The organism is Polyangium sp. 6x1, assembly GCF_029946515.1.
Classification (GTDB): domain Bacteria; phylum Myxococcota_A; class Polyangia; order Polyangiales; family Polyangiaceae; genus Polyangium.
The window spans coordinates 115,359-128,291 of sequence record NZ_JARZHH010000006.1 but is presented as its reverse complement, the minus strand read 5'-3'; the positions used below and the strand labels follow the sequence as shown (position 1 = coordinate 128,291).

Annotated in this window: 11 protein-coding genes; 6 read left to right on the top strand and 5 right to left on the bottom strand. The window is 67.6% G+C overall.

Features of this window, described 5'->3' with window-relative positions; translation table 11 throughout:
• The first annotated feature begins 163 nt into the window (after positions 1-163).
• The 4 genes from QHF85_RS09075 to QHF85_RS09060 are packed head-to-tail and all read left to right on the top strand — an operon-like array spanning position 164 to position 4,860.
• The gene (locus tag QHF85_RS09075) at positions 164-1,693 is read left to right on the top strand and encodes a MoxR family ATPase (protein WP_281326698.1); all 1,530 of its coding nucleotides are present in this window, start codon (positions 164-166) and stop codon (positions 1,691-1,693) included.
• Positions 1,690-2,580 carry a hypothetical protein gene (locus tag QHF85_RS09070; RefSeq protein WP_281326697.1) on the top strand — a complete coding sequence of 297 codons (891 nt, stop codon included), beginning with the start codon at positions 1,690-1,692 and terminating at the stop codon, positions 2,578-2,580. Before QHF85_RS09075 ends, QHF85_RS09070 begins: the two co-directional genes overlap by 4 nt.
• A complete protein-coding gene (locus tag QHF85_RS09065) occupies positions 2,577-4,268 on the top strand; it encodes a hypothetical protein (protein ID WP_281326696.1) in 1,692 nt (563 codons plus the stop codon). The genes QHF85_RS09070 and QHF85_RS09065 overlap by 4 nt, the downstream gene beginning before the upstream one ends.
• Positions 4,269-4,272: 4 nt before the next feature.
• Positions 4,273-4,860 (top strand): hypothetical protein, encoded by a 588-nt coding sequence (locus tag QHF85_RS09060; protein WP_281326695.1) that lies wholly within the window; start codon positions 4,273-4,275, stop codon positions 4,858-4,860.
• Positions 4,861-5,208: 348 nt separating this feature from the next.
• Here QHF85_RS09060 and QHF85_RS09055 read toward each other — a convergent pair whose 3' ends face one another.
• The 5 genes from QHF85_RS09055 to QHF85_RS09035 form a co-directional block, all read right to left on the bottom strand.
• Positions 5,209-6,039: a hypothetical protein gene (locus tag QHF85_RS09055; RefSeq protein ID WP_281326694.1), complete on the bottom strand. Its 831-nt coding sequence runs from the start codon at positions 6,037-6,039 to the stop codon at positions 5,209-5,211.
• Positions 6,040-6,290: 251 nt separating this feature from the next.
• Positions 6,291-6,947 (bottom strand): hypothetical protein, encoded by a 657-nt coding sequence (locus QHF85_RS09050; RefSeq protein WP_281326693.1) that lies wholly within the window; start codon positions 6,945-6,947, stop codon positions 6,291-6,293.
• A gap of 112 nt (positions 6,948-7,059) precedes the next feature.
• Positions 7,060-8,106 carry a DUF2806 domain-containing protein gene (locus QHF85_RS09045; protein WP_281326692.1) on the bottom strand — a complete coding sequence of 349 codons (1,047 nt, stop codon included), beginning with the start codon at positions 8,104-8,106 and terminating at the stop codon, positions 7,060-7,062.
• A 285-nt stretch (positions 8,107-8,391) separates the two neighbouring features.
• On the bottom strand, positions 8,392-9,207 hold the full coding sequence (locus QHF85_RS09040) for a hypothetical protein (RefSeq protein WP_281326691.1): 816 nt from the start codon (positions 9,205-9,207) through the stop codon (positions 8,392-8,394).
• Positions 9,208-9,873: 666 nt separating this feature from the next.
• The gene (locus QHF85_RS09035) at positions 9,874-10,569 is read right to left on the bottom strand and encodes a LamB/YcsF family protein (RefSeq protein ID WP_281326690.1); all 696 of its coding nucleotides are present in this window, start codon (positions 10,567-10,569) and stop codon (positions 9,874-9,876) included.
• A gap of 113 nt (positions 10,570-10,682) precedes the next feature.
• Between QHF85_RS09035 and QHF85_RS09030 the strand changes: the two genes are divergently transcribed.
• Complete coding sequence (locus tag QHF85_RS09030; protein WP_281326689.1) at positions 10,683-11,684, top strand: NAD-dependent epimerase/dehydratase family protein; 1,002 nt, start codon at positions 10,683-10,685, stop codon at positions 11,682-11,684.
• A gap of 107 nt (positions 11,685-11,791) precedes the next feature.
• Positions 11,792-12,556, top strand: coding sequence for a glucose 1-dehydrogenase (locus QHF85_RS09025; RefSeq protein ID WP_281326688.1), 765 nt, complete (start codon positions 11,792-11,794; stop codon positions 12,554-12,556).
• The last annotated feature ends 377 nt before the right edge of the window (positions 12,557-12,933 follow it).

Genomic DNA, 12,933 nt, shown 5'->3' with positions numbered 1-12,933 from the left:
TTCGCGCCGGTGGTTCGTTGCTTTCGGGCCGAACGAGGGTGAGTGTAGAAGATCGAGCGTCCTCTCCGATGGCCGGAGGTGGCCAGCGGATGGACAGGATCCGGCCATCGCCGTGACGCTCGCTGTAGCTTCTCCGCCCTTTCTGGCATAGTCGTGGCCACGAATGGATCCTCATCGCCTCGTCGCATCCTGGCTCGACGGCCGCGCCCGCGTCGAAAAGGACGGCGCGCTCGTGCTCGGGCCGCGCAGGAGCGCGGGCCTCTCGGGCAAGCTCCGCCGCGCTTATACGTGGATCGTCGAGCAAGCCCTCGTGTGCCCGTACCTCGACATGGAGCTCGGCGAATCGACGACGCTCGGCAAGGGCGAGGCGCGCGTCGATCTCGGCCGCGCGGCGCACGCCTCGTACGTCCTCTTGCCGCTCCTTTGCCTCGTCACCTCGCAGCGCCTGCTCTTCGTCGGCGCCCCGGGCCGCGGCAAGACCACCATGGCCACGATCATGGCCGCGCTCGCGGGCATCCCGCTCGACGAGATCCGCCGCATCGTCCAGCACGGCCATCCCCAGCTCACCACGGCCGATCTGCTCGGCAGCCCCTTGCCGGCGAGCCTCGTCAAGGCCGAGGAGTCCCGCGAGATCCGCGTCGAGTGGCGCCGCTGGATCGGCAAGCGCGTCAAGATCATCGACGAGTACAACCGCATCCCCACGAAGACCCAGTCCGCGCTGCTCTCGCTCCTCGCCGAGGGCTACGCCGAGAGTTTCGAGCAGGTCGCGCTCGCCGGCAAATCCGCCTGGTATCTCACGGCGAACGAGGACGCAGGCGGCGGCACGTTCCAGGTCATCGAGGCCCTCAAAGATCGCATCGACGTCGTCGTCCGCGCGCCGCCGTTCCATGCCCGCTCGCTCGACGCCCTTGCCGAGCGTGTCGCCACGGCGCGCCCGCCCGAGACCCGCATCCCCGCGGACGTCGTCTTCTCTGCCGACGAGCTCGATCAGGCCGAGGCCGAGATCCGCGCCGTCCCGGTCCCCGACAGCGTGCTCGACGTGCTCGGCTTCTTCGCCGGCCAGCTCGATTTTTGCCGCAGGGCCTCGGACGTCCTCGAATACCGCAACAAGGACACGCTCCACCTCGCGGGCAAGAAGGTCGCGCACGTGTGCAACGAGGATTGCCCGCTCGACAAGAACGTCCACGTCTGCACGCAGACCGAAAATGGCGTCTCGGCCCGCGCGCTTCAGGCCATCCTGCTCTTCGCCAAGGCCCTCGCGTATTTCCGCGGCAAGAGCGAGGTCACCGTGACCGACGTGCGCCTCGTCCTGCCCTTCACGCTCTTCGACAAGCTCCGCCCGAACCCGCAGAGCGCGTTTTTCCAGAAGGCCGAAGCCCGCGTCCTCTTGCTCGATCGGGCCACGTGGATCACGCGCCTCTTCGATCAGGCGGCCGTCCAGCACGCGGCCTACGCGCCGCTCCGCGCGGGCGTGCGCGAGCTCCAGGTCGAGGCCGAGGCGAGCGCGCTCGGGGTCACCACGGCCGAGCTCAAGCGCCGCGTGGGCAAGGTGCAGCGGGCGATGGAGGAGCTTCTGAAGCGCGCCGATCTGTCGGGGCCGATCTACGAAGATCTCGTCCTCCTGAAGAGCATCCACGAGAGCTACCAGCGCAGGCTCGCGGCCGCCGAGCGCCTCGAAGGAGGCGCCTCGTGACGGATCTCGAAGCGCTGGCGACGCATCATCTACGCGAGGGAGAACGCCGTTTTTCGCGGTGGGACGGCGCGCTCTTCGAATCGGTCGTCGTCGGCCCGGGCAAGCGGCTCGCGGCGGCCCTCGACGGGTCCGAGAGCTCGCTTCGCGTGTTCGAGGCCTGGCTCGGGCTCGTGGTCGAGGCGATCGGGCTCGGATACATCCGGCCCGGCGTCGTCGGCGAAGGCGATACGCCGCGCGCGCGCAGGCCCGAAAACCTCGTGGAGCTCCTCTTCGTGGATTGGCTCCCTTCCATTCTCGCGGGCCTCCCGGTCGATGCGCGGATGGGCCTCGTCGCGAAGGCGTGGAACCTTGGCGAGGGCCTGTTCGGCGAGCCGCCATGGCTCAACCTGTGCGTCGCCTCGGCGATGGCCGCGCCGAGCGCCTCCTCGAACCCGGGCGCGCTCCTCGATCTCGAAGGCCGGCTCCTCCGGATCCTCGACGCCGCCCTCGCGCCGCGCGCGCGCTCGACGTGGAAAGGCCCGTTCGCGGTGCGGACGATCGATCTGCGCGAAGTCGAGTCCGCGTTCTTGCCGGGCCGCGTGCATTTCGGCGCGCCCACGCTCGTCTGCGTCCACGATCGCAAGCGGCCCGATCTCTCCGCCGGCGTGCTGCTCGGCGCGCGCGGAGCGCCGAACCTCGCGTTCCGCTCGCCGTGCCTCGCCGACAAGATCGAGCCGGATCCGAGCCTGCCCACGGTCACGCTCGGGCCGGGCGTCGTGTACGTGAACGACGCAAAGGTACCGCTTCCGCACTGGAAACGCGGGCACAGCGTGGCCGCCTCGCGCGCGGGCCTCGTCGTCGCGACCGCGCTCGACTCGCAGCGCCTCTGGCTCGTGGAGAGCCCTTGAACGCGCCGGAGCGCATCGCCTCCCTCGCGGCGCGCGCCTTCCCCCGCGCGCTCGCCCGATACTCGCCGTACCTGCTCATCGGCGAGCCCGTGGTGGACCCCGAGGGCGAGACGTTCGCCCGCATCGACCTCGCCTCGCGCACGATCCGCCTCGGCGCCCGCCCGATCACCGAGGCCTCGCTCGAAGACGCACTCGAAGCGCTGATCGCCCACGAGATCGGCCACCACGTCGCGTTCCCCGGCAGCCCTGTCGAGCACGCGCGCCTCCTCCTGCTCGAACGCACCTTCCTCCCGCGCCTGCCGCGCTCGCTCACCGGGCCGTTTTACGATTTGCTCGTCGACGAGCGGCTCGGGCAAGGTTTGCCCTCGATCGAGGACGACCTCTGCCGCGTCCTCGTGGCGCGCGGCGCGCGTGCTCCGGACGACGTGCTCTTCACGTTCCAGCGCGCCGTCCTCGAAGAGCTCTGGCAACGAAGGGAAGGGGAGCTGCTCGGGAAAAACGCCGCGGCATTCGAGCGCGCCTTCCCCGACCATCGCCTCGACGCGAAGCTCGTCGCGCAAAACCTCTTCGCATTCGCGCCCGACGTGACGCTCCAGTTCCTTTATTTCGCCTCGATCGCCTGGCGTTACGCCATGGCGAGCCCCGCGCAAAGCCACGCGGGCGAAGGCGACTGCGCCGAAGGCGAGCCGTCCGCGGAGGATCTCGCCGCAGCGCTCGTGCCGAAGAAAGGCGAAAAAGCGGCGATCGAGCGGGCGATCCGCGAAGGTTTTTTCCCGAAGGACCTCGTGGAAAAGCTCGCCGATCAGAGCCTCGAACGCCGCGCGGGCGCGATGCCGGGCGACGGCGCGGGCAAAACCGAGCTCCTCACCGCGGCGATGGCGGCCCATTACCGGCGCGAGGCCGAAAAGTATCTTTTCCGGCCGCCGCCCGCGCGCGTCTTTGCCGACGCGCTCGTGCCCACCACGCACCTCGAATGGGAGCCCGGCGATCCGGTCGCCGACATCGACTGGGTCGCCACGCTCCTCCGCCGCGGCGAGACGCTCGGCGTCGCGATGCCGTTGCTCCGCGAGCGCATCGCCGACGAGGAAGGTCAGAGCACGCCATCGTTCCTCGGCCGCACCGAGATCTACCTCGACGTCAGCGGCTCCATGCCCGACCCGAAGCGCGCCCTCAACGCGATGACCCTCGCCGCGCAGATCCTCGCGACCGGCACGATCCGCGCGGGCGGCGCGGCGCGCGCGCTCGTGTATTCGGTGGGCCACGAAAAAGCGTGGTCCTTCTGCCGCTCCGAGCGCGTGCTTTCAAAATTCTTGATGCGCTACATCGGCGGCGGCACGCAGTTCCCGTTCGATGTCCTCGCCGCGTCGGTCGACGAGGCCCGCGACGAGCAGCCAATCCGCGTGATCATCACGGACAGCGACTTCGACGCGAATTACGACGCGCACCGGCAAAACGCGTCGATCTTCGCCCACGCGGCCGAGCGCTCGCCCGCGCTCGTGCTCCTCCTGCACGCGCCGAACCGCGAAAAAGCGCGCCGCTACGAGCAAGCCGGTGCGCGCGTCGTCGCCGTGCGCGCGCTCGGCGATTTTCCGCGCGTCGCAGCCGAGCTCGCGTTCTCCCTGTTCGACCCCGGCCCGAGCGCCGGGGCCCACGACGGAAACCCCTCGCCGACGAACCCGAGCGGATGACGCCATGTCTTTCCTGAAAAACTGGACCGCAAAGGCGCCCGCCGCGCCGTCCGCGCAAGACGCGCACCTCCTGCCGGAAAGCGTACCTCTCGACCTCGCGCCCATCCTCGCCGCACTCGGCCAGGTCCTCGCGGAGCTCGAGCCTGCCGCGCTGGACGTCGACGTCGCGCGGGCCAAGCTCGCAGACCTCTGTCGCGACCTCGCGATCGAGCCCGCCGATCCGCTGGAGCTCGACCCCATGGCCACGGGCCTCGATCGCGGCGGGATCGAGCGTGTCGCGCTGCTCGTGCTCGTGCTCGAACGACGCGCGATCCCCGAGCCCACGCTGAAGCGCCTCTTCGAGAACCGCGCCCGCACCGCGGCGCGGGAAGGTTTGTTCGAGGTCGCGCGGTCCTCCGGCCTCGTGACGCTCGACCTCCTGCGTGGCAGCCCGCTGCGCCGCGAGGAGCTCGCGCGCAGGCTCGTCCTCGGGCTCGGCGCGTCGGTCGCGGGCGAGAGCCTGGCCGAGGCGCGCGCGGCGCTCGAACGGCTCGATTATGGGCGGCTGATGGCGGAGGCAGAGCGGGCGCGGCGGGCAGCGGGGAAGGGGTGAGGCTTCCGCCCCGTTGTGATAGAGGTGGTTTGTCGGCGGGCGGGGCGGAGAAGGCAGGTCGATGAAGGAATGGCTGCTTTGATGCAAAGTTGTTTTGCAGCGTGTGCCGGATTCAAGGACGTCGAGGAAGACCTCGATATGTACGCGTTGACGGAGGTATAACGGCGTCGCGTGAGCGGAGCTGCCTCGATTGCGAGGCTTTGCAAGGGCTCGGCTCCGGGACACGTGGAATATATCGTGCACCGTTGCAAGGAGAGTGCGGAGGAGGCCCGGAAATGAACGCCGGTGGTCACATCGTCATTTTTCGTGGCGGAACGGCGTCCTAAACCCCGTCGAGCTGTCGAGGCTTTACTCCGTCGCCACCGGTTGACAGCAGAAGACTTTCGGCTTGGCGGGTATGGCTTCGCCGTACGGCTGGCCTCCGCTTGGAGCGCAGGCCCCGGGCTCGTTGACGCCCCAGGAGGCCGAGAACGCCCCAAGCGACGAACCTCCCATGGCGGCGATGCACGAGACGCCGTCTCCCAGCCCGATCGCATAGTTCTCGAAGAGCGGCATCGGCTGCCCTCCGCAGGTAGGGTCTTGGAAGACCGACACCCGCGCGATGCATGCGTTGCCGAGCGGTTCGTCGCACTCGCACGGCGTGCATTTCCGTTGGTCGTCCACGTCCGCGTAGAATACGAGCTGCTCCGGGTAGGCCTCGGGGCACGTCGGGAGCGCGACCTCGTCGACCGGGTCCGTGTACGCGATGCACTGCTGGAAGCCCGGAGGCGGGGGCTTGGCGGTCGGACTGCACATGAGGTCTGACGCGTCACATCGCCCCTGCACGAGCCCATCGCAGGCCCGCGCTCGCGTCGTCCACGAGAAGTCTCCGCCTGCCTTTGGGGGAGGCGGCACCTCGACGACCTCGCACGCACTCGCCATCGGCGGAGGGATCACGACGGAGCCGAACGTCCCCGGGTCGACCGTCATGGGCGACGTACACGAGCCGTCCCACGGCTCCGGTGCCAGCAGGTCCGTGAAAGGCCCTCCGCAGACCTGCCCGGGGGAAGCCGCGATGCCGACCGGCAGCACGCATTCCGAGGGCCCGCACGTGCAGAGGGGGCAATCCGGCGACGCGACGAGTCCCGTGTTCCCGGTCCAGTACTCGCCCTTCGCGTGATCGGGACAGCCCGGGTCCACGGAGGAAGCGTCTCCGGTCCAGAGGAGCAGCGGCTCTCGACGAAACCCAGCCGGTCCGATCGGAAGGCAATCGCCTGGGCACGGTTCGGGTTCAGGAGCCGGAGGTTTCACGACATGGCAGGGATCGGAATGCCCCTCGTGATCGACGTGAGCCCAATCCGGATGAGGACACGAGTAAGCGCTTGCGACTTTGCGTTCGCACCCCATCGAGAGCATCGCGAACGCCGCCAAGACGCCAACCGATAAGGTTCTCATTGCGGCTTCTCCCCGGGTTTGAGCATCGTCGGTAGCGTGATGGCGAAATTGATCGACAGCGTGCCGAACAGCGGGAACGGTTCGTAGACCCGTTCCGGTTGATTATCGACCATCGTGACGGGCACTCCGATCATCGGCCCGCCCTCCATCATGGGCTTGATGGCGAACCAATCGTTGAGCCGCAACTCGGCTCCGATTCCGAGCATCGGGAGGAAGTGGACGTCGTTCGGGAAACCGCCGCTGGCGATGTTGTTGGCACTCACGACGGTCATGCCTGCCATCGCTCCAGCGAGGCAGAAGAACATCATCTTGGCGTGAGTGCAGACGCGAGCCCCGATGCGGAAATGGGAACCGCCAACCGGCGCTCCGAATACCTCCGCCTTCCGGACCGTCTGGACGAAGGTGACGTCTCCGCCCAGCGAGAAGTACCGATGGATCCTGCCGTGCATCCCGACGCGCCCGCCTACGCTGATCGGGTACGGGTGAGGTCCGCCGATCTGCACGGCTGGACCGACCTCGAACGCGATGGGCGTCGGATAGAAGATCTGGTCGCCTGGATCGCGGTCCTTCGTTGGGTCTGCTGCGAGAGCCTGGGAGACGGCGAACAGTACGAGACCCGATGCGCCGACGGACAGGAACTGTACTGCCTTCATGAGAGCGAGCCTACGCGCCCGCTCGCCGGCCGGTCAAGACGAATCGTTTGCCCACGGCTACACGGGCAAACCTACGGTTCGTCCAGGACCAACGGCCTAGGACGAACCGTCTTCAGGTGGACGAGGGAGGCTTTTCCTCACCCGTTGGCTCGGAAGGAGGAAGGTTTTCAACCACCTCTACAGTGTACCCTCTAGCCCTGGCGGACTCACATACTGCTTGAACGAAAGCCTCATTTGCAGGAGGTAAGTCAAGATTGGCCAATTCGATGCCGGTTCTGGTGAGTCGATACGTGACGGTGCTCCACAAGTTCGCGGGGTTCGTCGGAATCTTGAATAAAACGGTGATGTGAATTATTTTGTTGCGGTACGAAAGTTTTATGTTCTTGTTGTCGATGCCGTATAGAGACTCTTTGGCTGTATGTAATAGCCCACATTCGACCAAGCCGTCCAATCGTCCTCGATATAGGGAGAACTCATTGGATGGGGGCAGCTCTGGAATGACGATGTCGGCCTGATTCGTGCAAAATTGCAGATAGTGATGGTAACGTTGTGCCTCGGCCGAAGTTAGATTCTTGAGCACGTCAAGCGTACGAAGAGAGAATCTTCCAGGGTTTGCGATCTCTCCCGCGAGAAGTTTCCCCCAAAGCTTTTGCATGTCCGCGTTCGAGACGTCCTTCACCGAATCAAAGAATCTCGCGGTCCAGTCTGGATCGACGGGCTCTTCGGAGACTTCCTGGTGAGGTGGGAGCCCTTTGAGAGCATCCACCGCCTGAGTCGTCACCTGTTTGATATTGTTGAGCCGCTTGTGCTCGACGTACTGGAGCGGGCTCCGATGCTCGGCCACCACGATCTCCGGCTCGGGGACCCAGACGATCGGCACGTCGTCGAGGATCTCCCCTTCGACCACCGGAGGCAGTTCCTTGGCGCGGAACTGCTCCTCGAACTGTTGGAAGTCGCGCTCGGCAAGCAGGCGGGCCTTCTTCTCCTCGTACTCGGCCGAGACGCCGAGCTTCCGCACCTCGATGTCCGTCCTTGCAGCGGAGAGCCTGGCCGCGTTTTCCGCTTCGGATTTCCGACGGATAACGCCGGGCCCAAAGTAGCTCTGGATCATCTCGAAAAGCTTGTCGAAGCCGAGATTGATATTGAACTGGGACGTCATGGCACCATCATCGTACCTCACGGAGAAGGGGACCGCGCTCATGTCGATCTGACCGCGGTCCCGTAAGTCTCCGGCAAGGGCGTATAGGATTCGTTCTAGCGTGCCGTCCGTCGACCACTGCTTGATTGGCGGTGGCAGGTCGGATACGGCGGGTACCTCGCCGGGCGGTCAGCCCAGCGAGCGCGGGTCCTCAAGATCCAACGCATTCCAGGGTGAGCGCCGCCACGAGAGCGGCGCTCACCCTCCTCGTCGGTCGAACCACGTGCCCGACGCACCGGCGTATTTTCAGCCTCTCCCCTCGTTCCCCTTGACTTCCTCGGCCTCCTCGTCCTCGTTCCCCTCGTCCTCCACCGCCGCCGCGCCCTTCGACCGATACAACTTGTCGAGCTTGAACGCCTCGGCCATCGCCGGGTTCCCGAGCCGCTTCGACGCAGCCAACGCCGCGCGCCGCGCCCTTCGCACGAGCTCGACGATGATCCCGTCGAGGAGATCGAGCGTCTCCGTCTCCACCGGCGTCCCGCGCACGCCGACGTCCTCCTGGTCGGCCTTTCGGAGCGTCGGGATCGATGCCTGAAGGTCCGAAAGAGCCTCAGGCCCGCCCTGCTCCGCAGCCACAGCGGCGACCTCCAGGTGCTTCAGCGTGTCCACCAGGAGCGCGAGCTGTTGCGCCAACGGCTCCGCTTTTTTTGCCGCAGACCGCGTCTGCCGCAATGCAGCCGTGACCGTCGCCAGCGCCTCAGCGATTGCAGGCTCCTCGCTCGCCTCCAGGTCCTCCTTGACCCCTGCGAGCACCGCGCGCGCGGAAAGCCGCGCCGTCGTCGCCTGGCTGTACGCCTTGACGTACGCCTCCCCGGTCACCTTCTTCTTGCCCTTCGCCGCCTCGCGCCCCACACCCGCGGAGAGGAGCCCATCGCGCGCATCGGCGAGCCCCGACGCGTGCTTGGATCCAAAACCCGACGTCTTGACCTGCGCCCCATGCTTCTCGTACGCCGCGAGCGTCTGATTCGCCTGATCCAGCGTGTCCTGCGATCCGAATTGCTCGCCCAATGCAATGAGCTTCAGCCGCCTCGCCTTCGGAATCTTGTCGAGATCGATTGTCATGCGGCGCAGCGTAACGGACCTGCGGACGACCGGGAACCACCTGCGCTCGTCCGCTCGGCACCTCGTCCTGCCCCGCAGCCACCCCTGCGCGTCGGAGCGCCGCCTGCTCCCATCACGGCATCACGGCTGTAGCTCGCGGAGCGACCGCTGTAACTCGCGGAGCGACCGCTGTAGCTCGCGGAGCGACCGCTGTAGCTCGCGATGCGACCGCTGTAGCTCGTGAGCCGAGCATGGGTCTCATGTCGATGCCGCTGCGCTGGGGCGTTGCCCCAGGCCCCACCCGGGGCTGTCCGCCCCGGGACCCGGACCAGGGCCAGCCCTGGACTCGTGGTCGATGAACTGCGCTCCGCGCAGTTCATCGAACGGGCCGATTCAAGACCACGGGCGACCCTGCCAACCAAGACAGCCGCGCTGACGTTTCAACGGGCGACGCGGTGCAGCGGCGGCCTGTGGGAAGAACTGCGCGTTGCGCAGTTCTTCCCCCTGAGGTCCAGGGCTTGCCCTGCAACGAGGGGGGCGGACAGCTTAAAAACTCTCCCCGCATCGACTGCGCTTCGCGCAGTCGATGCCCAGAGGTCCAGGGCTTGCCCTGGTTCGGGTCGAGGGGCGAACAGCCCCCGCGGGGCCCGGGGCAGCGCCCCGGCGCGACGCTCCCCGACGCGACCGCTACCGCGAAAGCAACCCCTGACTCTCCAGCGCCGTCCGCACCGCCCCTGCCAGCTCCACGGCGAGTGGCCCCTCGCCGCGCACGCCGATCGCGTCGAAGCGGCTCGTCCTCGCCAGCCGCAGCGCGTTCTCCGCGGCTGCTGCCGCATTGTCGACCCACGCGCCTGGCTCGCCCTCCGGGATCAACGTCCCATCCGCGCGGTAGCCGCGATCCGCGTACGCCTCTCGCAGATAATCGAGCCCGCCTGTGCGCACGTAGTCGAGCATCGTGCCCTCGAACGGGCCGATCACCGGCACGTCCATCGACAGGCCTTCGAACGCGCCGTCGAGGATCGCGTCGGCCACGTGTCGGTTCGCCGTCGCCACGAGCAGCAGCGGATCCGTCGCCTTCACCGCGAAGATCCGCGCGCCTTGCCACTCGGCCACGCGCAGCATCGCCGTACACTGATCCCGCACGGCGCTTCGCACCTCCTCCGGTTCCACCGAAGGCGAGATCGCGCCGCCGTGCGTGGGGAACGAGACGAGTGCGACGATCTTCGCCCACGACTCCTTCGCCTGCTGGATTGCGCGCTTGATCGACCGCTCGTCGACGCCGGGGCCTCCGCAGGCGATGCTCGCCATCGTGGCGAACTTGTAGAGCTCCCGGGGCTCGTCCTGCCGATGACCCACGGTGATGTTGAGGCTGACCGCGCGCATGAGGGGGACCATCGTAACGCACGGCGCTGCCACGTGGGTAGTCTCATCGCAGCGTCCTCCGCGCCGAACGCGGGGTGCTTGACGCCGCCGGGCCGGCGTGGTTTCCGCGGTCGATGCAACCGAGCGGCGAACGCCCCCGTGCCCTCGTCCTCGGCGCCACCGGGCACATCGGCCAGGCGATGGCGCGCGACCTCCTCGCCCACGGCTACCACGTGACCGCGGCGACACGCCGAGCAAACCCCGCGAGCCTCGCCGGCCTCGACGTCGAGCTCGCCATCGGCGACGCGGACGCGCCGGGCCAGCTCGACGCGTGGGCCCGCGGCCACGACGTGCTCGTCGACGCCGCGGCGCCCTATCCGATCCACCGGTTCGCCCCGCAGTCGCCGGCCGAACGAGACCCGCTCCGGTATGCCGCGACGCGCATGCGCGCCGTCCTCGACGCGGCCTTCCGGAGCGGCGCGCGCCTCGTGTACATCGGCTCGTTCACGACCTTGCCCCGCGCGGAATCGAGCCTCGCCGCGCTCGAGACGAGCTTCCGCAGGCAGAGTCATCCTTACTTCGCCGTCAAGGCGCACATGGAGGGGATGGTCCTCGACGCCGTGCGCCACGGCTTGCCCGCCGTCCTCGCCAATCCCACGGCCTTCCTCGGCCCCTGGGACGACAAACCCGAAGAGCTCGCGCTCGTCCCCCAGCTCCTCGCAGCCCGCGTCCTCGCCACGGTGCGGCGGGTCGTCAACGTCATCGACATCCGCGACGCCGCCGCGGCGATCCGCGGCGCCCTCGAAGCCGAGGCATTCGGCACGCCCATCCCAATCACGGGCCACGACGTCCCCGCCGACGCCCTCGCCGCGCGCATCTGCCAGCTCGCAGGCGTCAGGCCTCCGCCCTTGCGCGCCTCGGCCCGGCTCTCCGCCGCAAGCGCCTTCTGGATGGAAGCCGCGCTCTCGCTCGGCGGCCGGCCCTCGCCGCTCCCATCGCTCTCGCTGCTGCTCGTGCTCGACGCCTACGCGATGGGCCCCCCGATCGCCACGACGCGCTTCGGAGAAGGTGTCCGCCCGCTTGACGAAACGTTGCGGGATGCGATTGCGTGGTACCGCTCGCAGAGGCGCGCCTGATCGATCGCGCGCCGTCGTCCCGCTGTTTCCAAAACGCGGCAGATGGGCATAGACTCGGGCAAACGCGGTTTTTCCGGGTGGATCCGCAAACGAAGGAGGTCGTCCCCATGGGTCGAATCGAGGGCAAGGTGGCGCTCGTCACGGGAGCTACGGGCGGGATCGGGAAAGCAACGATCGACAAGTTCGTTCGGGAAGGCGCGCGCGTATTCGCGTTCGCCCGCCAGGAAGCGCCGCTGCGAGACGCCGTGGCGCAGCACGGCGCGTCGGTCGCCACAGCGACAGGCGACATCACCGAGGAGGCGGACGTGGCGCGCGCGGTCGCGTCGTGTCTCGACGCATTCGGCCGTCTCGACATCGTCTTCGCCAATGCCGGCGTCGAAGGCGTCGTCAAGCCGATCACCGACGTCACAGCAGAGGAGCTCGACGAGATCTATCGCGTGAACGTGCGCGGGACGTTCTTCACCCTGAAGCACGGCGCCCCGCCGATGGTGAAGCAAGGCAAAGGCAGCATCATCGTGAACTCGTCGGTCCTCGGCCTCTCAGGCATGGCCGGCCTCAGCGCCTACGCGATGAGCAAGCACGCAGTGACCGGCCTCATGCGCTCAGCCGCCCTCGAGCTCTCGCCCAGCGGCGTGCGCGTGAACTCGATCCACCCCGCCGCCGTCGACAACCGCATGATGCGCTCGATCGAGCGACTGGCAGCCCCCGACGCACCCCACTCCGTGAAGGACAAGTTCACGAGCATGATCCCCCTCGGTCGTTATGGCACGAACGAGGAGATCGCCGACCTCGTGCTCTTCCTCGGCAGCGACGAGTCCTCGTTCTGCAGCGGCTCCACGTTCACAGCCGATGGAGCCTTCGGCGCCTTGTGAAGAGGGTGCTGGAGGGAGCGTAGCGCCGGGGTTTCACCCCGGGCCCGACCAGGGGTTGTCCACCCCTGGACCCGGACCAGCGCAAGCGCTGGACCCGGGGTCGATGAACTGCGCAATGCGCAGTTCATCGAACGGACCGAGTCAAGACCAGCGGCGACCCTGCCAGCCAAGACTGCAGCGCTGACGGTTCAACCGCACCAACGGCCTGTGGGAAGAACTGCGCATCGCGCAGTTCTTCCCCAAAAGGTCCAGGGCTTGTCCTGCAAAGAGGGGGGCGGACAGCTTTAAAAATGTTCCCCGCATCGACTGCGCTTCGCGCAGTCGATGCCCAGAGGTCCAGGGCTGGCCCTGGTCCGGGTCGAGGGGCGGACAGCCCC